We start from the raw sequence: 26,666 nt of genomic DNA, 5'->3' as shown, positions 1-26,666 counted from the left end.
CGTGTATCACTCATTCGAGGTCGACGGCGTATATCATGAATTGTGGCTTTCACCCAACCAGCAAGACTACAGGCTCCATCTTCGAGACCAGGTGATTACCCCTGTCGCGTTCAGCCATTGCAATGACAGTAGCGGCATCTTGACCATTGCGGGCCAGAGCGAACCGGTCAGGTTCGCCATCGAGGGGGAGCTAATTCACCTCCACATCCGCGGCAGGACGCGCATTTTGCGCTACAACGACCCGTTGCGAGCGTGCGCATCCGGCAATAACGAGACTCACGCTTTGGAGGCCCGGGCGCCGATGCCCGGCTTTGTTGTTGCGATCACAGTTTCGTCCGGTCAATCGGTCTCGGCGGGAATGGCACTGATGACGATTGAAAGCATGAAGCTGGAAACGATCATACGCTCACCACAGGATGGCATCGTCCATCGAATTCACGTCAAGGAAGGTGAGAGCTTCGAGCACGACGCTGTGCTGGTCACGCTCTCTAAAGAAGGGCGCTGAAATGCAGCGGATCGGTTCCGTGGCGAACGTGAACTCGCAGGAATTTCGTCGCAACGACCTGCACAACAGACAACTTGCCGCCGAATTGAAAGAGCGCCAACGCGTTGCCCGCTTCCACAGGCCTGAGCGGGACTTCGAGCGGCTGCGTCGGCAGAATAAACTTTTTGTTCGTGAGCGGCTCGCGGCCTTGCTCGATCCGGAAACTCCGTTCCTAGAGCTTTCGACGCTGGCCGCTAACAAGGCATACGACGGCGAGGTGCCCGGCGCCGCCCAGGTTGTCGGCATCGGCATTGTGGCGGGGCGAGAGGTTATTGTTCATGCCGACGATGCCAGCGTGAAGAGCGGCGCATGGTATCCACTCTCGGTCAAGAAGATCGTGCGGACACTGGATATAGCCATCGAAAACCGTCTGCCGGTGGTTCACCTGTGCGACTGTGCCGGCGGATTTCTGCCTTTGCAGGCGGAATTCTTTGCTGATCGCTACCATGCCGGTCGAATTCTCCGCAATCAATCCGTTCTCTCGAAGATGGGGGTGCCGCAGGTCGCCATCGTCATGGGCCACTGCACCGCGGCAGGGGCCTACGTCCCTGCGCTTAGTGAATACAACATTATCGTCGAAGGCACTGGAGCGATTTTTCTCGGCGGCCCTCCGGTCGTGAAGGCTGCCACCGGCGAACAAGTGTCCGCCGACGAACTTGGCGGCGCTCTCATGCATACCAGCGTGTCGGGCACCTGTGATTACTTTGCAAGCTCCGAAATCCATGCGATTGCGATTGCCCGCGACGTCGTTGCTAGCTTCCACCAACCGGCGAAGACCTCGATCGATCGAGCGGCCCCCGAGCCGCCCGCCTATAGTGCGTCCGAACTCTACGGTATCATTCCAAAGGACGCGCGAGCGCAGTTCGACATGCGAGAGATCATCGCTCGTCTGGTCGATGGCAGCCGATTTCAAGAATACCAGCCGCGGTATGCGACATCACTCGTGTGCGGCTTTGCGCGGCTTTATGGATATCAAATCGGGATCATTGCCAATAATGGCGTGCTGTTCGGCGACAGCGCGCTAAAGGGGGCTCATTTCATTCAACTGTGCGACAAGAACCGGACGCCCCTGCTCTTCCTGCAGAACGTAACTGGCTTTATGGTTGGCCGCGAATATGAACGGCGTGGGATCACCAAGGACGGCGCCAAGCTGATCATGGCGGTGGCCGGAGCGTCCGTGCCGAAGTTTACGATCGTTTGCAATAGCTCGCACGGCGCAGGAACTTACGCTATGTCGGGACGCGCGTTTGATCCTCGATTCGTGTTCAGCTGGCCGAATTCTCAGATATCTGCGATGGGCGCCGAGCAGGCCGCCGGAGTTCTCACACACGTCAAGGCGAGACAATTGGCTCGCGCCGGAGGGCGCCTCTCGGAGCAGGAATTGGCAGCCATTCGAGCACCAATTCTTGAAGAATATCGCGAGCGGTCAAGTGCCTATTATGCGACCTCGGAAATCTGGGACGACGGCATTCTTGATCCTGTCGATACCAGAACTGCCCTCGCAATCGCATTGAGCGCTTCGCTCAATGCGCCGATCGATGCGCCGCAATACGGCGTATTCCGACTGTAAGGCAGGACCGAACACGGCTGGCTCACCGCTTCATGCGCGCGGATCAACGGGACGCGTCGATCGCTCTATGAAGGCCGTCCTGCGCACCTTCATTTACAATCAGGTGGCGTTATTTTGTAGAGCCCAGCTGAGATCGGGCTCCATCTCCCCAGCACCAATACTCGCGAAGCAGGTAGAGGAAGCCGCTTCAATGCTCCACGACGGCGGCGCCCGACGCTAAAAGGCTTTGGCGGTGATCCGGTCGGAACACCGCGGTAAAGAGGCCGCTGCGGGCGTGGCAAGCGGGCGCGAGAGAGTGCCATCGGTCCTGGCATCAAGAAACTACAGTGTTCTACTGGCCGACGACCTCCTCTCGACGGCACGAAATGGAGAGCTTGACCCTCACGTAGCGTCAGGTTGTAGCCTCGCCGAGGGCGCCCACACTCAACCGACTGCCGCCTCAAACGTCGCGGAAGAGATCGAGGTTTGAACAAGGAACGTGTAAAGTTCGATGGAAGAGCTTAGATCGATCATTGGCAAAGTTGCCAGCGGCGCCACTCTGACGCGCGAGGAAACTGCGTCAGCCTTCGACAGCGTGATGTCGGGTTACGCGACTCCCTCGCAAATCGGTGGCTTGTTGATGGGGATGCGGGTCCGGGGCGAGACGGTCGAAGAAGTCACCGGGGCCGCCTCCGCGATGCGGAATAGAATGCTGCGCGTGGAGGCGGCATGCGACCCCGTCGGTATCGCTGGCACGAACGACACCCCTATATATTCGGTCAACGTGTCGACGTGTGCTTCCTTCATCGTCGCCGGGGTCGGCATTCCTGTCGCCAAGCATGCCAACCGCGCTGCATCTTCGGGTTCAAGCACCGCAGACGTGTTGGCGCGCCTCGGCGTGAAGGTCGATCTCAAGCCTGAAGCTATTGCACGTTGTGTACAGGAAGCCAACATCGGCTTCATGTTTGCCTCGGCCCATTATCCGGCGATGCAGCGCGTCGGCCAGATCCGGACAGCACTTGGAATCCACACGATCTTCAATCTAATCGAGCCTCTGTCCAATCCGGCCAGGGTCAAGCGGCAGATCGTTGGGGTATTATCTCCCGAATGGGTCCAGCCTCTGGCGTACGTCTTGAAGAACCTCGGTGCCGAGTCGGTATGGGTTGTTCATGGCTCGGACGGGCTCGACGAAATAACCCTTACCGGTCCAACCTTTGTTGCTGCTCTTGAGGCGGGTATAGTCCGCACCTTCGAAGTGACGCCGGAAGAAGCCGGGCTCCCCCGCTGCCGCGACGCGCTGGAGAGCGGCGATGCAGAGGCTAATGCCGTTGCGCTGCAAAATGTGCTTGATGGCGTACCAGGTCGATTTCGCGACGCTGCGCTTTTGAACGCGGCAGCGGCATTGGTCGTGGCCGGGCGGGCCTCGACCCTGCGGGAAGGCGTAGCACTTGGACAAGAATCACTTGATGGCGGCGCCGCAGCCGCTCGACTGAAGCGCCTGATCGCGGTTTCGAACGCGTGACAGCCGAGCTGGCCGATGTTCCAGTATTCCGACCAAGACTGTTGCTCACGAGCGCGAAAGTATTGCAGGCGTGAATGCGCGTCACTTCTGCGGGATTTCAAGGAGCGTGCGCCGCCTGCGCTCGCCCTCATCAAAGCAAGTCGCGCTGAGCACGCGGCCCGAGCGCCAACTTTTTTTCGACGAGAGTTTGTTGCAACCAGAGTTGCCGAGGTGAGGACCCACGAGGAAGCGCGCTGCGCGCCAAAGGAGAGAATCGATGATGTCCTGGCTGAAGGTTGAAGCACAAGGATCTATTGCAGTGTTAGAACACATCATTCGGAAGTTCCGAGAATTGATCGATACAGATGGCTCGATCCCGCCGGAGTTGCGGGGAGCGCTGCACGCGACGCTGGATAAGCATCTTCTCGAGGCAAAAAAACGTATTCTCCTAAAGGCGCTTTAGGTACGCCGATGCCGTCTACATGCGGAGAAACTCTGGTAGGCGCGCGCCGGTACCGAAATCGGCATCATCCCCTCCGCCCGGCGGCCCAGCGAGGTTCCAGCCCAGCTGGTCGGATCGCGACCACAACTCTGCGTGCACTGGCGCGTCGGCGGCCGCTCAGCGCGGTTCTGCTTGAGAAGGGTCCTATTGAAACTCCTGGCGGCGGCAATTCTCAGTTCTGCCGCTGCAATCGCCGATCCCGATAACAAGGTGAGATACTGCACGTCCGTCTGGTCATGACTTCAGCTAATCCAGAGGACATCGAAGTCATAGCCGAGCTCGACCTGAGCTTGCTCGTCACGTAATTCCGACACCGGATACCTTATTAGGGGCCGCCCAATACGGATAAAAGTCGGAATCGGGTACAAGTCCAGAGGCAGATCATGAGCCACCAGTTTGAAATGCCGTCTATCCGACCGACAGAGTTCCGTCAGACCATGCGCAATCTGGCCAGCGGGTGTCGCCATCGTGACGAGCGGAACGGCAGCCGGACGACGTGGACTGGCGGTGAGTTCTTTGACGTCCATCTGCATGGAGCCGCCGTGCCGTTGGCGGTCGGGAGGGGCCCAAGGGTGTTCACCGCTTCGATACAGCGCCCACCGCTATTGCCGAACGCATTTTGCGCGCTCGAATGCGTTTTGTATGACCACAAGGTGCTTGGCACACATACCATCTTTATCGGATGAATTTATCGCGACCCGACAAGGCCGTGGCAATCCATTGATCAACTTCCGGGGCGCGGAACCCTACTGCTTGACTGAGCGCGGTGGCATCGATCCCTGGCCGCTTCCAGCGACAGTCGTCGAACAATCGACCGGGCTGCAACTGTTTCACTGATTAGAGCTCGTATTGAGAGGTCCGTCCCCTCAGCTCCGGCGATTTCGGCGCTTCGCCGCTCGTACGATGCTGCCGCTGGCCGGCGACCTTCCGCGTTGAGAGGCGTGGGGGTCACCTGGTCAGGACAATGCGATTTGCGCGGATCTCGCAGGAAGGTCCTGATCAGAATAATTACAGCTCACCAGAACGACCAACTCCAGAAGGGCCTTCTTCTTAGGTCCGCATAATCCCGTCGAAAACTACCAGCTTTGGTAGCTCAAGTTAAGATCGACAGGCGCGTACATCGTTGCCGCAGCAAGATCGGATCCAGAGGCACGCCTGGGTCACAACGGCTGGCGACCCTTTAGATGTTCGGCCTCGATTCTGATGTGAGTACATGGTTGATGTCATGATCTTGCAGAACGATAACAATCGAATTCAAAGGCGTCAGACAACTATGTCCAGCAACGCGTTCGAAATCGCCCCGATTCTCGAGGGCATTCGCCGCTGGGTCATGATCGAATCTCCGACGGAGCGGCCGGATCAGATCAACAAACTGGCTGATGTCGTCGCAGCAGGCTATCGCGACCTGCCCGCCAGCGTCGAGCGCGTTGCGGGGCATGACGGCTGCGGCGATCATTTGGTTATCCGCTCTTCTTGGGGGCAGGGCGTACCGGGCCTTCTAATCTTGAGCCATCTCGACACCGTCCATCCGATGGGATCCATCGAACGGCTACCCTTCAAGATCGACGGCGACAGTGCGTTCGGCCCCGGCATCTACGACATGAAGGGCGGCGCCTACCTCGCCTATCACGCATTCCGGCAGATCTGCGCCGATGACGCACGCCCGCCGCTCGGCATCACCCAGCTCTACGTCTCGGACGAAGAGATTGGCAGCCCAACCTCGCGCGCGCTGATCGAGGCCGAGGGCCGCAAGGCCAAATACGTGCTCGTGACCGAGCCGGCGCGCGACGGCGGCAAGGTCATCACCGGGCGCAAGGGCGTTGCGCGCTTCGAGGTATTCATAAAGGGTGCGGCCGCGCATGCCGGCACGCGCCCCGAGGACGGCCGCAGCGCGATTCGGGAACTCGGCCATGTGATCCAGACGCTGGAGGCGATGAACGATCTCACGCGCGGTATCACCGTCAATGTCGGCGTCGTCCGCGGCGGCACCAGGCCAAACGTGATCGCGGAACTGGCCTACGCGCAAGTCGACATGCGCGTCCCGACCATGGCCCATGCCGACGAGCTGGTGCCGAAGATTCTGGGCATCAGCTCGCGCACCGAGGGCGTCAAGGTGAAGTTATCAGGCGAATTGAACCGTCCGCCATATGAGAAGACCAGCGCCGGCGCCGCGCTTTACGCACACGCCAAACAGCTTGCTGCCGAGCTTGGATTCGAGCTGCTCGACGCGTTCAGCGGCGGCGGCTCCGATAGCAATTTCACCGCGCCGCATACCGCGACCCTTGACGGCCTTGGCGTCGATGGCAAGGGCGCGCATACGCATTATGAGCAACTCTACATCTCGTCGATTGAACCTCGCGCGCGGCTGCTGTACCGCCTCTATCAGACACTGCGATAATCGCGAAGTCAGTGACCACGAGGTACGTTGGATGACGCCCGCCGGCACATTCGCGGGATCGTTTCTCCAACGCCGCAAGGGCTATAGGCTGGTGCCCCTATCAGGCCGACCTCATCGAAAACTATCGGTCGGCCGCATTTGGCATCGCACGGTCGGCGCCAGATAGACGTGACTGAGCTATTCAATGACGGCGCAGCGGACTTCACGCGCGCAATCGGCTGCAAGGGCAGCGAGCGCCTGGTCGAAGGGCAAGCGTTTCCGGCAATGGGCTCATCGGCAGGCGACCCTGATCTCGACGGGAGGCGAACTTTCTTGGCTCACATCGCAGCGCTGAATGCTTGCGACAGCACACCGGCCGGCGGCCCTTTTCCGGCAGCCTGAGAGCTTGGCCATGTTGTCACAGGCTCCCAAAAAGGGCTTGAATCTCACGTAACGTTAAGTTGTACGGTCTTGAGGTTAGCACCTATCTCGGTCTGTCGCCGGGATTGTGAAGGATTGAGAATGTCTCAGCTGGTCAGATCCAAGCCCCCATGGTCGGTCGTGATCCTCATCCCCGATGCTGGGTCGGTCGGAAGGGCTATGCAGCGAGTGCCGGTTGCGGAGCTACTGCTCGCACGTAGCTTTGAATGGTTCGGCATTCCGGAACCGAGACTATGTGACTGTGCTGGGCCGGGCCACGAGACAGGCGTTGAGGTCAGGATTGATGGACGTAGACCTCCATCCGAAGCCCCTGCGGAGGGTCGCTGCTTCCTGAATCTGAACCAAACCCCTCCTCTGGCGCGACACCGCGCCAAAATCAGTTGGCCGAACCGGCTTTCCGCTCTGTTCAAACTGCTTTCCCATGGCTGGCAAGGCAGACGGCGGGCCTGCGCAGGTTTTCAAAGAGCCTGAGCTGCAAGTGCCGCTCCGCGCAACCACCCGGCATCGCAGATATTTGCATTCTGGAGCAGCAAGTTGAAAGCGCCCGACGACGTCAAGAAGGTCCTGTTAATCGACCATATTGAAGGCCAATGCCGTTGCATCATCGGCTTCAAAGATGGAGATGCCAGAGCGGCCTATATGTGCGGCGAGCCTGTATATCAAAGACGCGGCAAGAAACTATCTTCGTGGTGTGCCTATCACTACCGACAGATGCACACGACCGCCGCCGAGCAGAGAGTGAGTGATCAATCGCCCGAGATCCCTCAAGCAATATCCATTGTTCGCAACCCATGACATCCATCAAGAAGGCCTAGGCCGTGTGATCATAGCCTGTACAAAGGCAAACCGAAGCATGTGATCGGAGCCTCGCCAAGCAATTCCGGGTTGCGGCTGAAGCGCATCGGGACAAACGTAATTTGCGAGCCTAAGGCGCATGGATAACAAGTTGGATCTCTGCACACTGATCGAGCGAAACGCTGCGTATACTCCCGGCAAAACCGCGATCCATTTCGAAGGGCAGAGTCTCAGCTACGCCAGCCTCAATCGACGGATCGAGCGGATCGCTCGCGCCTTCAAGAGCCAGCTCGGCGTCCAAAGGGGAGACCGGATCGCGATCCTCAGCCTCAACAGGCCTGATTATCTGGCGCTGCTCTATGCGTGCGCGAGGCTCGGCGCAATCCTCGTACCATTGAATTGGCGTCTTGCGGCCGCCGAGCACGCTTTCATTTTGTCGGACTCCGGGGCAAAAGTGCTCGTTCTTGAGCAGTGCTTCGGCGCAGCTTTGCCTGTCCTGACGAAGCAAGTGCGCCATGCCTCTCTTGTCGGGTTGGACTTTACGCCTCTCGGCGGCTGCAAGTTGGACGATCTCCTGGAGGGAGACTGTGGCGACGGACGCAATCCTCGCGCGGACCCGTCTTGCCCGCTTCTGATCGTCTATACTTCGGGCACCACAGGGCGACCGAAAGGCGCCGTGCTGCGTCAGGAAGCGTTGCTGTGGAACGGCATCATGAGTCAGCACATGCATGACCTCACCTCGGCCGATCACACGCTGGCTGTTTTGCCGTTCTTCCACGTTGGTGGCTTGAACATCCAGACGACGCCGACTTTGCATCACGGCGCGACGGTGAGTATCCACACCCGCTTTGGGGCGGAGACCATGCTTGATGCGTTCGAGCGTGACCGGCCGAGCCTGGCAGCCCTGGTGCCAGCCATGATGCAAGCCCTGGCCAGCAATGGTCGATGGGAAAGCACCGACCTATCCTCGCTCAGAGCAATCTGTACCGGATCGACGATGGTGCCTCAGCACCTTGTCGAGCGCTTTGTCGCGCGCGGCGTTCCAGTCCTGCAGGTTTACGGTTCAACGGAGACCTGCCCGATCGCTGTGTATACGAAGCTCGGCGGAAATCTCGTGCCTGAGGGCTCAAGCGGCTTGGCAGGTCTCTGCTGCGAAGCGGCGATCCTGGATGATTCGGGCCGCAAGTTGCCGCCCGGTAACCCAGGCGAAATCGCAGTCCGTGGACCCAACGTTTTCTGCGGATATTGGGGCAATCAACAGGCAACGCGTGAGGCTCTGAGCAATGGTTGGTATCGCACTGGGGACATTGGCCGCTGCGACGCAGTTGGATATATTTGGGTCCACGACCGCAAGAAAAACCTGATCATTTCGGGCGGAGAGAATATCTATCCGGCAGAAGTAGAGCGTGTGCTTGCGGACCATCCGGATGTCGCGGAATGCGCCGTGGTCGGTCGACCCGATGCGCGCTGGGAAGAAGTACCGGTCGCTTATGTGATCAAGCGACCGGGCGCCCGGGTCGAGGCGGAAGCGCTGACGGCACATGTCCAGTCACAGCTCGCCCGTTTTAAGGTGCCGCGCGAAATCATTTTCACACAAGAACTACCGAAAACCGCGTTGGGCAAGATCCAGCATTTTTTGCTGAAGGATCGCCACGTGATCAGCCCGAAAGGAGCTATCAATTGAGATCGGCAGATTGGAGGCGCGCCGTACTCTCCCGCTACATCGCAGGTGATATCGAGACGGCGCAAAATCAACCTTCGCTCAGTGCCTCACCACGGCGCAGCAAGTTCAACATTGTGGCCTGACGATCCCTGTCTGATCGCGTCCAGATGCCCGGAGGTCGCGGATGCCGCGGATCTTGATCATGAATGCCGGTACGGCTCAAATGTCGGGCGCCGATCTGACACCAGCTCAACTTTCGCTGGCCGCCAACTCGGCATACCGTTCAGCGTGGTTTGCCCAGCACGGCGACCTAATAGTCTCCCCGGTAGTCATCCCGGCGGATCTGCTATCCTTCATTGGCGCGACGCTCGATTTCGACGCATCGAGTCTTTTTCTCCTTGTACCTGAAGGCGGCCGCCAATCGCCGGTCCTTGATGACTGCACATTGCTGTCCAAGACTGTCGTTGAGCGGATCAACCGACATATTCGTCAGAAATCAAACTGGCGATTGCATCCCTGCTACTCTACTGAAGGCGTCGCACGCCTGGCGACCATGCTGGGCATACCGCAGACCGGCGACGACTTCGCTCTGCAGCGAGGGCCTGATCTGTTGAACCGCAAGAGCCACTTCCGTCAATTGGCGACAAGCGTCGCACTTCCGCTGCCCAATGGATCTGTCACGACGGACTCAAACGAACTATTCAGAGCGGTCACTTCCCTCAGATCCGAGACCGGCAGAGTCATTGTAAAGCTGGACAATGGAGCCGGTGGGGTCGGAAATGTCATCCTGACCGGCAAAGAAAGCGATCCACTACCTGGGGCAAGAGATACCCGGCGAATTTCATGGCCGTCGTTTGATCCTGACGCGCTTTGGTCTGAGATGACAACAGCGTCGTGTAGGACGCTGGTCGTGGAGTCGTACCACCTGGCCCGGTCTTTGTTCTATCTCGAGTATGAAATCGAGGATGATGGTTCAATCGTTTTCATCAACAGTGGAAACATACGTCTGCGTAAAAGCACAGATCGATCCGAAAGAGCTCTGATCTGGACAGGACTTGAGCTTCCAAGTGACCTGACGAACGAGCAATGGTTGACCGCCCAGGCACACGCCTACCGATTTGTGGCACTTGCGCGAGACCTGGGATATCGCGGAATGATCAACATTGACGCCATTTTCGCGAATCACGGTCGGTTGCTGTTTAATGAAGCGAACGGCCGCTGGGGTGGCGGCTCGGTGTTACACAGTATTGCGGTCCGGCTGCTGGGCTTCGACTATTCCGGTTGCAAGGTTATTTTATCCGTGAGAAATGTTCGATCACGATCCCTCCAAACAGCGCATGATCGTTTCGGCAAGGAAGGATTTCTATTCGACCGCACACGCAAGGAGGGCGTGATCCCGCTTGCTGCCGACGAAGAGGCTGGCACGGTGGAGTGCCTTGTGATCGCGCGCGACAGGCCCGCGGCCCGCGATCTGCAGCACCGCCTACTGAGAATTGCTTGATTGAGACCATCGACCATATCTTGGACCGTTCAATTGATCCGAACTTGCCCCTGCTTTCGATCGCGCCTTGAAACCCGTACCTGAGGATGTGACGTGAATGTCTGCTCCGTCTCGCTCTGGCTCTGTCAGCCCTAATCGCGGCTACCCTTAAGTCGCTCGTGAAGTGCGTGCCGATCGGCGGTAAGCCTCCGAGAAGAGACGCCTTGCAGCGGACTGGCCTGATAGCTGGGAAGATCAGTGCGCTGAATCGACTTGAGGTGGTGGAAACAGGCCGGCGGCGGCGCTGGTCTGAGAGGATAAGGCTCGGATTGCTTTGGAAAGCATGTCCGAGCCACGCCTGGTTGCGGCGACAGCGCGGCGATATGGCTTGTCGCGTTCTCTGCTGGTGACTTGGCGAAGGGCCGCCGCGGCAGACCGGACCAAATCCGAGGCTGGCTTTGTCAGGGCAGTTGTGGCCGAGGGTGGGGCATCGCCCCGGTGGCGGCCTCATCGGAGAGCGCGACAGCACATTGGACGGAGCATCGGATTGAGATAGAGCTGGCTGGCGAGCGGCGCGTCATTGTCGATGCGGGGCTCGACGTTGAGGCGCTTCGTCGGACTATCGAGGCTCCGGATCCGGGATGATTCCAATCCCTACGGGAGTTCGGGTGTGGCTGGCGACGGGCCACACCGACATGCGCAAAGGCTTCGTCTCAATTTCGTTGCAGGTCCAAGAGGTGCTGCGCCGTGATCCCCTGAGCGGTCGTTTGTTCTGCTTCCGCGGGCGCCGGGGCGATCTATTGAAGGTGATCTGGCATAATGGCCAGGGAGCATGCCTGTTTACAAAGAAGTTGGAGAGAGGTCGTCTTATATGGCCGTCGCTGGCGGACGGCGTGGTGTCGATCTCGCAGGCACAGATGAGCTATCTTTTGTCCGGCATCGATTGGCGCAATCCCCAGGAGTCCTTGTGTCCAACCAGCGTGGGCTGAGAGTTTGTCGTTTGAATCTGGCGGCGAACATGATTCCATTTGGTCATGGACTCCGCCGGCGACGGACTGCCGCCCGATCTCGCTGCCGCGCATGCAATGATCCTGGCCGAGCGTGCGGCCAGGCTTGCGGCGGGGGGCCAAACTTGCTGAAGCGGCCAATGCCCAAGCAAAGCAATCGAGCAGCAAGCGCTGATCTCCCACCTCAAGCTCGAGATTGAGAAGCTGCGGCGGACATTTTATGGGACGCGCTCGGAGCGGTCGGCGCGACTGCTCGATCAATTGGAGCTGGAACTTGAGGAGCTCAGGCGGCCGCAACTGAAGATCTACAAAGGAAGCGCCAATCAGATCATGGCCTTCAAGATGGACGTTTCGGTGCTGTCCAGGCCAACGAAACCGCTGACCCGCTCTACTCTCCGAACTACCTGAACCTTAAGCTTGCGGAGTGATCCGCTCAAAACGCGCGGCCCTGAGAGCGGGCCGCGAGTTAGACCACCGCACCCGTATAGCTTTCGAGCAGTCCGCACCCGTTTGTTCGGGCGGCATTCGCACACAATCAACATCCACAACAGCACGACCGCTAGGGGGTCCGTCAGGCCAATCCAAGTGGGACCGCACAGAAGTTCAACGAGAAGGGGCGGCATGGTAGCAAACGCTTTTCTCCATCGGCCTCATTCATCAATGATACTCAGCCACCCCGGGCTCCAAGCGCCCACAGGCAAGCGACCGTGATTGCGGTGAAAACGAACACAGCGCCAATTGCTAGCGCAATTTCCATCGTCGGCTTCCTTCTATTGCGCGGACCACCCACCAGACGGTGTAAAGGAATTCCTCCGCCAATCGACTATCTGGGCACCATTGTCCGTCACTCTCACGGAGAAGTGGGTTGAGGTGCAATAATCAAGGCCGCTGTAGAGTCGTGGGCACTTGGGCGCCGGTAGCCAATGCGGCTCCGCACCGAAGTGATATATACTCGGTAGCGCACCGGCCATGGGACATTCACTTTCGAAGTCGTAACCGTTTGTTATGCTCCCGGTTACGCGGACTCTGATTCTGTTGTACCTGCGGCCTTCATGTTCGTACACGCTGAGGACTTCACGACCGAACGCATGAGCGAACGCGATAGCCGCTGAAGCCGCTCGAATACGCTGCTCCATGTTGCCTCGCGAGCAATAGCGGGGCGGACCCGAAATGGCACTGAAACATGTCAGGCCCGCCCCAGCATCACAGCCCCTGCAAGACCGGTGACGCTCACTGCACCCAAGCAAGCAACGTGCCTTTTTTCAAAAGGCTGCTTTACCTCGCCTGGCTGTGTGTACTTGTCGAGTTTGTCCTATTTTGTTCTGTCCCATAGTCCATTAGGACGCAAAATGTTTGCAACCCGACATTCGCGTGTCAACATTGAACTCAAGCGCAGGTAAGCTCGCAATCGCACAGAAGGGCGATCGCATCGCTCCGGAAGTAGCGCTGACGCTTGCAATCTACACCCTGCCGATCCCAAGCAGCGATGGGAATTACTCAAGAGTCCAGGTTTTATTCTGAGTATCGCCGACAATAAGCTGTGCATCGACAACAAAATCGCGTCACGAAAGATGGCAATCCTACTTGGCTCTACCAATTCAACGGGGCAGTTGCTCAGCAGTGGAATTTTGTACCCTAATGGAGCTTAGGGTTCCAGAGTGACTGCCTCAAGGGGCGCGACGATTCGCGGCGCGCACAAACCGAATTCCGCTGATTACTCGCAAAGTGCGTCTGGTACGATCATCCTGCAGGCGCAAATCCGAGTCGTAAGGCAAGCACGAAAATGAGTTCATGGGACGGACTTAGCACTGGCCAGTTCTTGGCGCGAGTAGCGTTTTCACTCGCTGTAACGTCCGCCGTCGTCGCCGTGACTTTCTTCGTAATCCGCTACATGGCGGGCTTTCATCGATGATCACAGCAGGCGCAGTGATCAAACATCGCGCTCTGCCGGACAAACCGATAATACGCGCAGCAAAACCACGAAAGAAGGCGATGGAATGCCGAATTTAGGCGCCCATGCGGGATTTGTTGCATTAGTCGGTTTTCATTGAGCATTGAGCGCTACGATTTCATCGCTGAACGAGTGGCCTCACGAGGCAATCTAGGCGGCCTGGAAGGAACACAACGGGAGTCTTTTGGCTATTTGCTGCACAGGAGCAGAACATCGGTAACCATTTGTACCGTATGGGCAGGTTCGGCGGATGAGGTGCTCGATGTGCAGCGGCTTCGTCTGGCCGCTCGCCCCTCGGGACAATCGTCTAATCAGCGCTCGCTTCGCGTCTACCACAAAGTACTCCGCAATTAGGCCGTTCTGCTGCCGGGCCATGCCGGCCGCTTGCAGACGGGAGCCGAGAGGTGCTGCGAGCTGCTCTGCGACGGTGTTGTTGTGAGACCCAGCGGAGTCATAGTGATAGGCAACAGGGGCGGCGGGCACGCGGCGATCAACCAGCAGCAGCGACCAGTCGGCGCCGCCGCCAGTAACACCACCATCGTTCACAGTCACGAACAGGAAGTTGGCGGTACCTTTGTCATCCTGATCATTGACAATCTGCCGGAAGGTTTGTGCGTCGTCGCTCCGGCTCCGGATTAAGCGCACCAGCTGGGCTTGCTCGGGTTGAACGAATCGGGTCTGGGCGATGAGATCCGGATCGTTCCTGTGCAACTCGTCCACGAGGGCGTGGTCGGCCGGGCGTCTGCCGACGGGGAGACCGACAAGTTCTCTTTGCTGGCCCGCGCTGCCCGACTCATGGAGCTTCCCTCGAGTTGAGGTAAAGTCCATCCGTTCTCTCTTTCGAAATGAATACTCAGGACTCGGCTAATGCAGGACGATCGAGCAAAACACCGCGCGCGATTAGGGGCTTCAGACGAGACTTCTCTTCTGATGGACCCTGCAAAGGCCCAGTCCCCGCACATCCGTCGCAAATTAGCCCGAGCATTCGGCTGTTTGCTAGGTGTGTAGCTGTCGAGAACCTGACGACAACAGGGCCTTCCCGCGCGCGGCGCGATTACACCATCACGCGCCGACACGCCTCTCGGTTCGAGGCAGCGACGATGACTTACCACAACTACCCTGAGCAAACCTTTGCTCGGATTACGCGTGGTGGCCTTTATACAGGCAGCAAAGCTAGCTGTGGCTTCTGACCTGCATTGTGGCAGCCTTTGCGAGCGACAGTCTGACCACAAGATGGCCAAGCTACCAATCTCTCCTGAGAGCTCACCCGTTACCCAACTCATTCGAAGCCATTTCAGCCACCTCATTCAAGGGCCCTTGGTAGAGCTTTCGATGATCCGGCGGTTCGCGCCGCTGCGCTTTGAACAGAAGTAGACCAGCGATCGGCGCTCGCCGGTCAGCACAGGCATCACCTCATGCCGGAGCTTACATGTGGTGACAAGTACCGTACCAAATGGCGGTTGGAACACCTGCTGTTCGTACCCGCTTGGATATACCACGAACTGACCCCCCTCAAAGTCTCTCGCCAGCTGCACAATCACCGAGTACTCGAAATCCGGGTCGCTCGCAGCATCCAGATGAATGCCAACAAAGGAGCCAGGGGGCATCCGATGCATTTGGCATCGGCGAATCACGTAATCTGACGTGGCTCCCAAAATCTTTCTTAGCGCGAAGGTGCGGTCTTTCCTTTCAAGTAGTTCCATGATCTCCCTTGGAGCTGCACCACTCGCGTCGCTAGGAGCGCGGCCGGGCGGGTCTATCCTCACGCGTTTGACGAAAACATTGTGCGAGTCGCCGGCATCTCCCTCCCTCACTTCTTCTTCGGGAATCTCAGCCTGCAGCTGATCGATCTTGGCCAAGTCATCTTGGGTGAACAATACCTGGGGGCCAATCACGACCGTACCCTTCACCAACAGCTCTATGCGGTATTTTGTCAAAGCCTCTTCTGAAAGCAGACGGGATTTATGATTCATTGCGCGCGCCATTCGAGTTCACTCCAGGGTTTTATCTTCGACGCAGGGCTCCAGGTCCTGGTGCATCGAGCGGAATGCTTGGTCCCAATGCTCGCCATCGAAGTCGCTTATTGTTATGCGTTCGATGGTCCTGTTATCCAGACATCGAATATTTACGCTGAATCCGGACGGGTTCGACCGCGGCCTATAGAATGGCTTTACGCCACAAACCCGGCAAAACGTGTGCCGAGCGATGTTCTTGTTGAACTGGTACGCCGTGAGGAATTCTTCGCCGCACTCAATGCCAAGCTTTTTGCCAGGTACGAGCAAGTGCAGAAATCCAGACATTTGACAGATTGAGCAATTGCATCGAACTGCAGAGAGCTCTCGCGGCGCTTGGACGTAGAACTTGACAGAACCACAATGACAACGGCCATGGTGTTCGATCTCCGACCGATCATCATGAAGTGAGACAATTCGGAGCAGATCGCGGCACCACTGTAAGCTGAGCCGATAGGCTCGATCGAATTCATCCAAAAAGCGATCGTTACGGTCAGCCGGGACAAGTTCGCCAATCAGCCGGCTTGTCATTTCTCCGTGATACTTCTCCGCGGGATCTTCTCCGCCGACATGGCTGCGGAAGTACTCAAGATCGTCAGGCCGCGCCTTAAAGGTTTTGACCAGAGTGGTCCATAGCGACTGGATCATATCTGCAGCGTGTAGCTCAAAAGCGACCATGTAGGCGCAACGCACCAAAGGATCTTTGGATGACAATCCGGCATAGAGAGAATGCAGGTACCGCTTCGTCGTGGCGCTGTAGTTGGGCCGTATTGCTCTGCCGAGTAGTTGCGACGCATCCTTTCTAAACAGGTTCGAGTGGAAGTTTTCAGTCACCAGAATATCGGGTAGCGCCGCCTTTCCGCCCTGGAGAATTTGGCCATAACCACCCGTCTCATCCCAACAGATGAAATTTGCGACCACGCTGGTCAGTTCAACGTCCCTCGCAAGATCTCGATTGTGATTCATTGCATCGAATATGAGATCCTTTTGCGACCCCGCCTGCAGGTACGGGAACGCCTGTGACATCGCCAGATATTCAGGCAGCAGGCTAGCGACCTGGTCCTGGGACATCTCCGCAGCGAACGGGTGCGGGCCGAACAGGGCTCGCGCTTGCTCGGTCAAATACTCGCAGCATATCTGCGGAGGCTGACCGGGTGTAAATCGAGACGCTTGAGATGCCATTTGACCCCTGGCGATGAGGAGAGAACGGTCCTTGACGGAGCAACTTCGTATCCGGGCCAACTATTGGCTACCGCCATTTCGTTGGTTTCGATGAGCTTGTGATCGCGTTTACCATCCAGGCGAAATTCTTGGTGGCCAGCTTCGCGGTAGCAGACAGCGGCATGTTCAGTCCTGTTCGCGCGCATGGAAGGGAACGCGTTCATCAGCTGAGCGGCGGCGATCCAGACGAATTCCGGTGCACGAAAAGTCCGATGCCGCGAATTCCCGACACGGCCAGCATTCGCTTGCAGAGCCATGGCGAGATTTGCGCCGCGCAGGCCCTCTCGATTTCTGCTCCTGCCAGTTGGTCGAACCGCTATGATCTTCGTACAGCATTACAAGGACTATCCGCATCCACCTGACTCTTGGGGCCTTCGCCCGCAAGCCGCGCGAATGCCGGCTGCTGGCCGGCACGAGCTTTTCAAAGAGACCGCCGCTAGGTTTCGCGCTTCGCGAGCACCGCCCCGCCGCTTTCTTGCATGCTTACAGCAATCACCGTGCCAACTCTTGCACTCACCCCACAGGTTCTGAATACATTGAAACAAAGCGCTGGCGACCGATTTCTCATTGCAAGTGTATTAAACCTGATGGCGCTTGCACGGCCGTCAAAAACCAACCGGCGAAGAGCCAGCCGCCACTCACAATGGGTATAGGGCTGTTGAATCGCGGAGATTGGTCCAAAGGTGCCACATAGGTGGGCTTCGCACTTTCAACAGCGGGACAGTGCTTTGGGCGTTCGGGCGCTAGTATGGTGGTCCCGGTCGCGGACGTATTCCGTCCTTGCTCGTGACAACTACGCGCGAAACAGTCGCCTCAACGCCGTCGAACACGACCATGCAGTGGGATCTGGACGCATGCGCAGCCCTTTGTCGATCTGCCTGACAATCGCGGCCAACTCCGGACATCGATCGAGGCCATAACGTGGTCTACGGAACATGCGGTCCCAGGTGATCGCGAGCAATCGAGAACGGCATGCACCCCGAATGCGCTGGTCGCGGGCCCCGATGCCTAGCTACATCTTGCGCGCTCACTTGACTCGGGTGCCTCTTGGCGTTGGCACATCCTTGGACCGTTTCAATCTGTTGTTGCCAGGACTCTCCAGATCAAGCGTCACGGACAAGTGCCTTAAGATCGGCTTCGAGCTTCGGTTCACGCTTGAAAATCGCGTCTATCAGCGCTTGCGCCGGTTGTTCGGCGGCCTCAACCAACGCCGCCTTCTCAGCCCGCGCAGAGGGGGCGAACACTCGCTTGACGACGGTCGGCGATCCCTTGAGGCCGCATTTGGAGACGTCTTCGATACCGGCATCGTGCGCGCTCCATTTCACAATTTTAGCACGCGCGGCACGCAAGGCATCCACCATCGCGCCGCGCCGAATCTGATTCGTTGCCTCCAGCATGGTGATGAGACAGGGCAGCCTCGTGTGCAGCACCTGGACACCACCTTCGGAGCGTCGTTCCGCTTCAATTGTATGGTTGGCGAGATCTAAGGATCTGACCTTCGCAACGTAAGTTAGCTGCATTACGCCCAGCCGCTTTGCGATGCCGGGCCCAACCTGCGCCGTATCGCCGTCGATGGTCTGCTTTCCCGTGAAGATGAGCTTTGTCGGGCCATATTCCTTATCAATTTTTCGGATGGCTGTTGCAAGTGCATACGTTGTTGCCAGGGTGTCGGAGCCCGCAAAGCAGCGATCGGTGAGTAGGACGGCGCGATCGGCGCCATAAGTCAGCGCCTTTCGCAAAGACTCTTCCGCCGATGGCGGTCCCATTGTAAGCACGGTAATTTCGCCGCCGAACCGATCGCGCAGCTCGAGCGCGGCCTCGAGCGCGAAGAGGTCATATGGGTTGATGATGGTCGGCACTCCCTGACGCATGATTGTGTTGGTCACGGGGTGCACGCGGATCTGCGCCGAGTCCGGAACCTGTTTGATGCAGACGACATTGTGCACGGTGTTGCTCCAACAATTGCGACAGCTGCGAAGAGCAGAGCAAGTGTTGTACCATCACCCGCCCCTTTGGAATCGGCTTGCTATCACACAGGCTTAGATCGGGTGATGCGCCCCTCTAGCTCGCTCTTCCCAACGAACAATGCCAACATAAGTCAGGGCTGCGACAGCGCTGTTCCGCACGGCGCGCCAGCTGAGTGAGGCCAGCCCTTTGACAGATTACCGTCGCTAATCACCAGCGGGCGGCGGACCGATTGACGTTTTTTGAGCATTGCCGCTCACTAAAGCGCGATGAGATTAAGATGAATCATCATCGCGCTTTAGATCTTTGTTTGAGCATGATCTTTTCGGAAAACGCTTCACACTTTTCCGGGGATCGGCGGATAGGCATCATAGCTTGTTAGAGGTGAGCAACCGACGATTCGCGATTGCATGGCCCACAGGTGACGCTCGGTATGTCATGGCGCGCGAGTCCATCTCTCACCGAACCAGGTAAACCCGCCTTTCGACAGCAGTCCCGCAAGCGGGCGGGTGGTTTCGCTCGGGGCCAAGTTGCCGCCGAGGGCGGACCATTCCGTTCAGATTGCGATGAGATTGCCTATCGGAGATCGTCCTCATATAGCTATTTGGGAGTAGCAGTTCCGGCCGATGTCGTCGTTCAGAACCGCTTTATCTCGATTCCATATTTCCTCAGCGCGTAGCCAATCTGGCGCGGCGTTAGTCCGAGCAGGCGCGCTGCTTTTGCCTGCACCCAGCCAGATTTTTCCATGGCCGCAACGACCCGTTCGCGATCGGCCATCTTCGCGCCACTAACGAGAACTGTGCCGGGAGGCCCCAGTGAGGCCAGTTCGTCGCCGACAGACTGGACCGGCTGGCTCGCTTCAGCTAGCGGAATGATGGGCTTTGCCGGCACCGCTGGCATGGGTACGGGCTGCTCTTTCCTCTCGTCCGACGTGCTTTTCCACAGCATCGCGGAAAGGCACTGGCCGTGGCAGCATGCAAAGTCACTTCTCACGATCGATGATCCGGCGCACAGCGTCGCTGTTCGCTCGATGCAGTTTTCAAGTTCGCGGACATTTCCCGGAAAGCCGCAGTTCATCAGTACATCGATCGCACTCGGCTCCAACGTCAGAGTACGGCCGTTCTCGTTATTGAAATTTCTGAGGAACTCCCTGGCAAGCGGAGGAATATCACTGCGTCTTTCGCGTAGCGGTGGCAACAGCAAGGGAACTACGCTGATGCGATAGTAAAGGTCCGCCCGGAACTCGCTCCTTGCGACAGCCTCTTCAAGGTTCTTGTTGGTCGCAGCTATCACTCGGACATCGACCTTAATAGTCTGGTTGCTCCCGACGCGCTCGAACTCCTGCTCTTGCAAAACGCGCAGCAACTTCGCCTGGAACGGAGCTGAGATCTCGCCGATCTCGTCAAGAAAAAGCGTTCCCTTGTCAGCAAGTTCGAAGCGTCCCTTGCGCGAGCTGAACGCACCGGTAAAGGCGCCTTTCTCATGACCAAATAATTCGGATTCTAGGACGGTCTCAGGAAGCGCCGCGCAATTCAGCTTAACGAACGGGCGCTTGGCGCGGGACGATGATTCGTGAATGGCCTTGGCTACGAGTTCCTTTCCAGTTCCGGATTCACCACGCAGCAGAACCGTGCTGTTCGATCTGGCTACAACCGCAATCTTCTCGAGCAGCCCGCGCAGCGCCGGACTGTCGCCAATGATCCCATGGGCGTGTAGCTTCTTGCGCTCCCGAGAGGGTTGCCTCAGCTCTAGTACTTCCTTTTGTAGCCGGTCTTTCTCCGCCATCAGTCGTTCGCGATCGCAGGCGAACAAGCGGTGTAACTTCACTGTTTGACCCACCAGGTTGGCGATCATGGCGAGCAGTCGCGCATCGTACTCGAGCCGGAGACTCGACCTATCGTCCCGAATGCGGTCGACCGTCAGCGTGCCCTCGACCTTACGGTCAATGCGAATGGGAACCCCGATGAACGACACTGGCATATTATCGGAGGCGCCGAGCACTTCCCGGTCGGCAGCGCTGAATACCGGCTCGGCGGCCACGTTCTCGGCGACAAGGGGCCTGTCCGTCGCGATGATCTGGTCGATTGCGTTCCGCGGCAGTCGCATCCGGTAACGTTCGTCGCTGCCTTCGTTCCAGCCGGCGCCCACCGTAATATCCGGCATGCCGTCCTCACCGAACAGTGAGACGATGCCGTGTCGCATCTGCACAAACGATTGCAGAAGACCAACAACGTTGGCCAACGTGACTTCGAGCCGACAAGGAGCGGCAAGAATTTTCGATATTTCGAAGATGCCGGTGAGCGCGCTCTCACGCAACGGCTCCCCCGGGGGCTTACCCTCCGGCTCAGGTTGCGAGGCAGATCTTTCGTGTGAGAAAGGGATATCCAGCATGAGGCGGCCTCCGTTGTCTTGATCGTCCTCCCTGGTACCTTGTCCTGGTTGGCGAGCTTCGTTTTGCATGTCACTCTCGATCTAACGCCAAGTGTTGACGAGATGACATAGAACCGTGACACCTTTTCATGGCACGACGATAAACTTACAGTGTGCCTTCATTCATTTTTGCGGATTGCGTGCGCATCGTCAGCGGAGTCCATAAGCGCCGCTGCTGCAGCTCAAGTTAGCTGTGTCGCCAAGGCCGGCCGATTCACAGATGTTGCCCACCATTGACCGGCACCTCGGCCCCCGTGACATAGCTCGCCGCATCCGAGCACAGGAAGAAGATGACCTTGGCCACTTCATCCGGGGTTCCCACTCTGCGTAGCGGGATACTTGGCACGAGACGCGCTTCTGTGTCGGGCGATAACATGTCCGTCCTGATTTCGCCGGGCGCGATCGCATTCACACGAATGCCATGCGGCGCATAATCGTGCGCCATTTCGCGTGTGAGGCTCGCAAGCGCAGCTTTCGACGTCGCATAGGCACTGCCGGCAAACGGGTGCACCCGCGAGCCCGCGATCGAAGTCACGTTCACGATCGATCCTGACGCGGCTCTTAGCTCGTCAAACAAACCCTGCGCCAGCAGGATCGGGGCCACCAAATTGAGATGGAACACCCTCATCCAAGTCTCGGTTGACGTCGTCAACGACGTCATCCGATCGCCAGCGGGCGTTTTCGGCGAGACACCGGCATTGTTCACTAGCGCGTGCAAAGGTGCACCGGCCAAGCGCTTCTTGACCTCAGTGATCGCGCGCGGCAGCATTCGATGATTGCTGAGGTCGATCTGGACATGATCCTCGTCCCCTGCGTGCCAGGGACATCGCTCGCCGTCGAACGGTTGACGCGCGCAAGAAATGATGCGCCAGCCCGCCTCCGAGAACAGCTTGGCCGTGGCATGACCAATTCCGCGCGATGCTCCGGTGAGCAACATCGCCTTCTGTTCTCCGCCATGAACGCGGGCTTTATCGGCGTGAAAGGGGCAACCCAAATGTGTTTCCGGCAACGAGCCTGTGATCAGATCGTCATTTGGCAGATCGAGACCCACGCCCGCCTCCTCTCCTGTTGCGCGCCGCACGCGTAGCAGGATTTGGGCCACCGCGATGCAGGTAAATCCGCTTCCGTTTTGCGTCCTAATGTCGCGCACGCGGAATGCTTGGCGGGTTCAAGACACGGTGCGTTTGCTTTGTGACAGTGATGGTGCATCAGCTACGTAATGTCACGAGCACACTCGCCTGCGTCAAGACAAGGTTGCAAGCCGCACGTTATCTCCTGATTGCACAGGCGGAAGAGCCAGCGGAGGCCAGCGCCTCTTGTCGAAGCAACGATCGATCAGGATAGCGGCCACGGCCAGTAGCCGCGTCAACTCGAAAACTGACGTTACAAGCTTCGTACGTTAGATTTGCCGGCAACTGATGCTGACTTCATCGCGCCCTGCTCTGCTGTGTCCAAACACTGGCACATCGCCGGGCGGATTGATTCCGGACCACGACCTGGCGTGCTGAATGTTTCCCCAAAATAGTGGATCTCGAGAGCGCCCGTCGCACCTGCGAGCGCCCGACCGCCAAGACGGAATTCGCCGGCTGAACGGCGAATCTTTCGATATGTTCATCCGCGATCGACCACCGATCAGCTTCGACTTGTGGGTCCGCCCGAGGCGAAGACGAGATGTGTTCCACTTGTTTAACGCGGCTGCAGCGCGTTGGCGCCATTGTTGTCGACGTCGAGCTTCTGCGGAAGGCATTCGGCCGCCGCATCGTTCTGTTCTCCGCTGGAAGTTTGCGGCAACGCATCCTTTTGGACTGACAATTGCCGCTCCGAAAAGAACTGCCAGTACTGCTGGATGCAAAGAGCGGCTATCAGATCGATCAATCGAGCTACGACTTTCATGAAGCTACGAGATCTTTCGATTCTTCTTCAATCAAGATCAATCGGCTCGGATCATTCAAATCGAATTCTATAACGCGTGGGGCAAAGAGACGCGCATAGCGCGTGAAGGCGCTCGTCGGGGGAAAGCGGATCACGGTGTCGCAGCGCGCAAGGAGATACATTTCGATGAGGGCAGAAAAGCCGCCCTCGGCTCCGAGCGCCGCGTTGTGCAATGGGCCGGCCTGAGGCGCCTGGAATCGTTTGGGGATCGTGAAAACATCAGGGAATATAGTCGAAACCTTCTCAAGGACGAGCGCGCTGTCCGTGCACAGGAAAGCCCTCACGGGTTTTGCGTGGGGTAACCCCATGGCCTTATCAATGGCGTTACAGACCTGTCGCAAGGCGCGCTCCGGGTCAGCCCAGTAGGGAGCATGCCCCATGATATCCTCGCCGTTGCCATGCCGGACATGGATGCCGATTACGCTGTACGATTCAAAGTTCTCGCGGTAGATAGCATCAATCCGAGCCTGAATTTCAGGTCGTGGCTTGATGCTTCGAAAGATTTCTCGTTCGGCCTCCTGATCACAGCGCCACATCAGGCAGGCGTCACACACAACCGTGTTAGCCTCACTATCTTTCTGACTTTGGAACAGTTGATCGAGTTCGTCGCGTTCCCGGAAAATCTGCTCGTCCGGGCGATAGACGCAATCGATGGATGGCTTGTTCCACCATGCCGGGAAGAATGGTCCCGGAAATGAACACTGGTTAATCTCGTCACCGCAAATCACCCGCACGCCAGCAATGTCTTGAACCGGTTCGAAGAAGACTGGAAAGGCATTGGTGAATGGCTCATCGAGATAACAAGACCCCCGCCAATCAATGGCTAGCGTCCGTCCCGTCTTCTTTGCAAAGCGCCAGGCTGCCGCCAGTGACCACAAGCAATCGCCGAACCCCGTACGTCGCCGGGAAACTACGAACCGGTCATTCCTCGAACCGCTAAGCATCTGCATTTCCTCTTCCCGGGCTCCTGGTTGGACAATAGACGTCATCGCAGACATCTCACGTATCATCTCGTCCGAGGCCATGGCCTGAAATCGCGGTGCCGGCGAGCTGCGTCGGTAGAACTTCATAGCAGCGCTATCCCTGGTGAGCCGCGTTCTTTCAACAGTTTGCGTATTTTCTTCAGCGGTGTTGCGTCGACGTACCCGATTTCAGGCGGATGCCCGATGCCACCCTCTGCGCTGGATAGCCTGGCCCCCTCACATGCAAGTATAGCCATGGCCATTGCTCATGAGTTCGGGCTGTGTTTCGTTTTGCACTTTATTGTGCCCTCGAGCGCGCGGAGGATGCAGGCGAACGCCCCGCACCTCCCACACGAGCCGCAATTCCTTCACGAGATCTTCACGCTTGGCCTGGTCCAGCATGGTTGCATCGAAAAGACAGCTGAGCGACGCCTCGCCCTCGATCCGCATCAAGATCTCGAACAGCTCATGTGAGATACGCATACTATTGTCGGCGGAATGTCCCGTGCGGATCTCGCACACCGTTTCCTGGCGATCTGGCGCTGTGTAGGATCGAACACGATGAAGGGATGCATACGGCGGCAATGACACGCCCAGTGCACACCAATCCTGCAGTGATGCTGGCCGCTTCCTGACGAGGAAAGGGCCAACAACAAGTCCGTCCAGGTCAGTCGTCAAGAACGTGGTGATCGCATCTGACACGGACTGCACGATCGGCTCGGCATTGTTGTTAAACGAGGTATTTAGAAGTATCGGAATGCCCGTTCGCTTCTTGAACGCACTAATTACATCCCAGTAGGTGGGGTTTGTCCTTCGCGATACTGTCTGCAGCCGAGCGGTCCCATCAACGTGGGTAATCGCACCGAGCACGTTACGCTTGGCTTCACGCACACGAACCACGAAATTCATGAAGGGGAGCTGCCGCGTGCCGTCCGGCAGCTCAAAGAACTCGCTCGCATCCTCCTCCAGTACAGATGGCGCAAAGGGGCGATAGCCCTCGCGCTTCTTGACCATGGCGTTGATGCGGTCCTTGTTTTCCGCAGGCCTCGGATCCGCAAGAATGCTGCGGTTGCCAAGCGCACGTGGGCCGAACTCAGAGCGGCCCTGAACCCAGCCGATTACAGCACCATTTGCCATCCAGTCTGCCGCACTGGATGCTATGTCATCACTTCGTTGAATGTCGAGGTGGCCTGACCATGCGTTGAGCTCATGTTCTACGGCTTGCTCGCTCCCGAGATCAGGCCCCCAATAAACGTCCGGCAGTCGCTCGCGCGGCGCTGGCCTCCCCAGTTCGTTTGAGACCATCAATGCAGCGCCGAGTGCGCAACCGGCGTCGTGCGCGGCGGGCTGAACAAAGATGTCATCAAATAGCCCGGAATAAAGCAGCTTACCGTTCAGCGTGCAATTATGGGCTACCCCGCCAGCCAGGCACAAGCGTGTCATGCCCGTCGCTTCACGATGGTGCCGCAGGATGTGAAACACGATCCGCTCAAGCGCTTCCTGCAGCGAAGCGCTGACATCTCGATGTTGTTGGGTGAATGGCATTCCTTTTCGCCGAACCTGGATGTTACGGACCAGGGCGGGGCCGATACGATCCAGGTGAACGCGATAGCCACCGCTGTCCAACAACTCGTAGAACTGCGCGAAGAGCTCGCGATAGCGAGCGGGATCACCATACGGTGCAAGCCCCATCACTTTGTACTCGTCGAACAACCCGTAGCCGAGATGTCGGATCGTCTCAAGATAGAACAGTCCCAGGGAGTTATGTTCCGGGAAGCTAACAAGTCGCGCAATTTCAGTGCCAGACCCCGCCGCCAATAAGCCCGAGAGAAAATCGCCACCGCCGTCGATCGTAAAAACGAGACTTTGCTCGAACCCGGACATGGCAAACGCGCTCACGGCATGTGCCTCGTGGTGATTCACGAAGGAAAGCCGAGACGGATCGATCTCGGCGCCGAACTCCCGTGCCAGCAGCTGCCGCAGCAACAGTTTGGGGTCCAAGGGAACGGGCTGAGAAACAGAAAGACGCTCGAGCATGGTTTTGCAGTAGGCTTCAGTCGCGTAGAACGCGATACGGTCGATCTCGCCGAGCGAGACTCCTGCGGTAGAAAGGCAGTATCGGATCGAATTGCTCGGGAACTTGTTGGAGTGCTTGACGCGGTTGAGGCGCTCCTCTTCGACAGCAGCAATTACGCGGCCATCCTGCACAAGAACCGCAGCGCCATCGTGAAGAAATGTAGTCGGCAGCTCCGGAGAGCTCTCATAGACTTTATCAAGACCGCCACTCACTCCCAGGCACAACATCCCGTTCTCCATTTGAACATGACGGGAAGG

General features: G+C 58.0%; 20 protein-coding genes and 1 pseudogene. 11 read left to right on the top strand and 10 right to left on the bottom strand.

The features are described 5' to 3' along the window. Nucleotide 1: 1 nt before the first annotated feature. The 4 genes from I6F28_RS37640 to I6F28_RS26975 all read left to right on the top strand — a co-directional run bounded on the left by I6F28_RS37640 (nucleotide 2) and on the right by I6F28_RS26975 (nucleotide 4,057). Nucleotides 2-505, top strand: coding sequence for an acyl-CoA carboxylase biotin carboxyl carrier protein subunit (locus I6F28_RS37640; RefSeq protein ID WP_225142053.1), 504 nt, complete (start codon nucleotides 2-4; stop codon nucleotides 503-505). Nucleotide 506: 1 nt separating this feature from the next. After that, nucleotides 507-2,114, top strand: coding sequence for an acyl-CoA carboxylase subunit beta (locus I6F28_RS26985; protein WP_225142052.1), 1,608 nt, complete (start codon nucleotides 507-509; stop codon nucleotides 2,112-2,114). A 490-nt stretch (nucleotides 2,115-2,604) separates the two neighbouring features. After that, nucleotides 2,605-3,615 carry an anthranilate phosphoribosyltransferase gene (gene trpD / locus I6F28_RS26980; RefSeq protein WP_225130979.1) on the top strand — a complete coding sequence of 337 codons (1,011 nt, stop codon included), beginning with the start codon at nucleotides 2,605-2,607 and terminating at the stop codon, nucleotides 3,613-3,615. Between the two features lie 256 nt (nucleotides 3,616-3,871). Next, nucleotides 3,872-4,057, top strand: a complete 186-nt coding sequence (locus I6F28_RS26975) for a hypothetical protein (RefSeq protein ID WP_225130980.1) — start codon at nucleotides 3,872-3,874, stop codon at nucleotides 4,055-4,057. 281 nt (nucleotides 4,058-4,338) lie between these two features. Here the strand turns inward: I6F28_RS26975 and I6F28_RS26970 are convergent, their stop codons facing one another. Next, nucleotides 4,339-4,629 (bottom strand): hypothetical protein, encoded by a 291-nt coding sequence (locus I6F28_RS26970; RefSeq protein ID WP_225130982.1) that lies wholly within the window; start codon nucleotides 4,627-4,629, stop codon nucleotides 4,339-4,341. A gap of 740 nt (nucleotides 4,630-5,369) precedes the next feature. Here I6F28_RS26970 and I6F28_RS26965 point away from each other — a divergent pair. From I6F28_RS26965 to I6F28_RS37880, 6 genes and pseudogenes are all read left to right on the top strand, one after another. Then, nucleotides 5,370-6,494, top strand: coding sequence for a M20 family metallopeptidase (locus tag I6F28_RS26965; protein WP_225142051.1), 1,125 nt, complete (start codon nucleotides 5,370-5,372; stop codon nucleotides 6,492-6,494). A 954-nt stretch (nucleotides 6,495-7,448) separates the two neighbouring features. Further along, nucleotides 7,449-7,709: a hypothetical protein gene (locus I6F28_RS26960; RefSeq protein WP_225142049.1), complete on the top strand. Its 261-nt coding sequence runs from the start codon at nucleotides 7,449-7,451 to the stop codon at nucleotides 7,707-7,709. Nucleotides 7,710-7,860: 151 nt separating this feature from the next. Continuing rightward, on the top strand, nucleotides 7,861-9,393 hold the full coding sequence (locus I6F28_RS26955) for a class I adenylate-forming enzyme family protein (protein ID WP_225142081.1): 1,533 nt from the start codon (nucleotides 7,861-7,863) through the stop codon (nucleotides 9,391-9,393). A gap of 163 nt (nucleotides 9,394-9,556) precedes the next feature. Continuing rightward, on the top strand, nucleotides 9,557-10,873 hold the full coding sequence (locus tag I6F28_RS26950) for a preATP grasp domain-containing protein (RefSeq protein WP_225142047.1): 1,317 nt from the start codon (nucleotides 9,557-9,559) through the stop codon (nucleotides 10,871-10,873). A 647-nt stretch (nucleotides 10,874-11,520) separates the two neighbouring features. Beyond that, nucleotides 11,521-11,841, top strand: a complete 321-nt coding sequence (tnpB, locus tag I6F28_RS26945) for an IS66 family insertion sequence element accessory protein TnpB (RefSeq protein WP_346656750.1) — start codon at nucleotides 11,521-11,523, stop codon at nucleotides 11,839-11,841. A gap of 112 nt (nucleotides 11,842-11,953) precedes the next feature. Next, a pseudogene (locus I6F28_RS37880) lies at nucleotides 11,954-12,164 on the top strand (IS66 family transposase); the annotation flags it as partial. A gap of 1,796 nt (nucleotides 12,165-13,960) precedes the next feature. Here the strand turns inward: I6F28_RS37880 and I6F28_RS26935 are convergent. The 3 genes from I6F28_RS26935 to I6F28_RS26925 form a co-directional block, all read right to left on the bottom strand. Beyond that, the gene (locus I6F28_RS26935) at nucleotides 13,961-14,638 is read right to left on the bottom strand and encodes a hypothetical protein (RefSeq protein WP_225142043.1); all 678 of its coding nucleotides are present in this window, start codon (nucleotides 14,636-14,638) and stop codon (nucleotides 13,961-13,963) included. A 479-nt stretch (nucleotides 14,639-15,117) separates the two neighbouring features. Beyond that, entirely contained in the window at nucleotides 15,118-15,795 is a 678-nt protein-coding gene (locus I6F28_RS26930) for a 2OG-Fe(II) oxygenase (RefSeq protein ID WP_225142042.1), read from the bottom strand. Between the two features lie 6 nt (nucleotides 15,796-15,801). After that, nucleotides 15,802-16,944 (bottom strand): GFA family protein, encoded by a 1,143-nt coding sequence (locus tag I6F28_RS26925; protein WP_225142040.1) that lies wholly within the window; start codon nucleotides 16,942-16,944, stop codon nucleotides 15,802-15,804. Between the two features lie 158 nt (nucleotides 16,945-17,102). Here I6F28_RS26925 and I6F28_RS26920 point away from each other — a divergent pair, with 158 nt between their 5' ends. After that, a complete protein-coding gene (locus I6F28_RS26920) occupies nucleotides 17,103-17,405 on the top strand; it encodes a hypothetical protein (protein WP_225129667.1) in 303 nt (100 codons plus the stop codon). A 741-nt stretch (nucleotides 17,406-18,146) separates the two neighbouring features. Here the strand turns inward: I6F28_RS26920 and I6F28_RS26915 are convergent. The 6 genes from I6F28_RS26915 to I6F28_RS26895 form a co-directional block, all read right to left on the bottom strand. Next, nucleotides 18,147-18,989: an electron transfer flavoprotein subunit beta/FixA family protein gene (locus I6F28_RS26915; RefSeq protein ID WP_225129669.1), complete on the bottom strand. Its 843-nt coding sequence runs from the start codon at nucleotides 18,987-18,989 to the stop codon at nucleotides 18,147-18,149. 655 nt (nucleotides 18,990-19,644) lie between these two features. Beyond that, nucleotides 19,645-21,468, bottom strand: coding sequence for a nif-specific transcriptional activator NifA (nifA, locus tag I6F28_RS26910; RefSeq protein WP_225142038.1), 1,824 nt, complete (start codon nucleotides 21,466-21,468; stop codon nucleotides 19,645-19,647). 184 nt (nucleotides 21,469-21,652) lie between these two features. After that, the gene (locus tag I6F28_RS26905) at nucleotides 21,653-22,489 is read right to left on the bottom strand and encodes an SDR family NAD(P)-dependent oxidoreductase (protein WP_225142036.1); all 837 of its coding nucleotides are present in this window, start codon (nucleotides 22,487-22,489) and stop codon (nucleotides 21,653-21,655) included. Nucleotides 22,490-23,124: 635 nt separating this feature from the next. After that, nucleotides 23,125-23,250: a hypothetical protein gene (locus I6F28_RS37535; protein WP_276573441.1), complete on the bottom strand. Its 126-nt coding sequence runs from the start codon at nucleotides 23,248-23,250 to the stop codon at nucleotides 23,125-23,127. Nucleotides 23,251-23,327: 77 nt separating this feature from the next. Next, nucleotides 23,328-24,440 (bottom strand): nodulation protein NodZ, encoded by a 1,113-nt coding sequence (locus tag I6F28_RS26900; RefSeq protein WP_276573440.1) that lies wholly within the window; start codon nucleotides 24,438-24,440, stop codon nucleotides 23,328-23,330. Between the two features lie 129 nt (nucleotides 24,441-24,569). Beyond that, the gene (locus tag I6F28_RS26895) at nucleotides 24,570-26,636 is read right to left on the bottom strand and encodes a carbamoyltransferase family protein (protein ID WP_225142034.1); all 2,067 of its coding nucleotides are present in this window, start codon (nucleotides 26,634-26,636) and stop codon (nucleotides 24,570-24,572) included. Nucleotides 26,637-26,666 lie beyond the last annotated feature (30 nt).

The organism is Bradyrhizobium sp. NBAIM14 (assembly GCF_020193895.1).
GTDB lineage: Bacteria > Pseudomonadota > Alphaproteobacteria > Rhizobiales > Xanthobacteraceae > Bradyrhizobium > Bradyrhizobium yuanmingense.
This window is presented reverse-complemented; position numbering and strand designations above follow the sequence as displayed.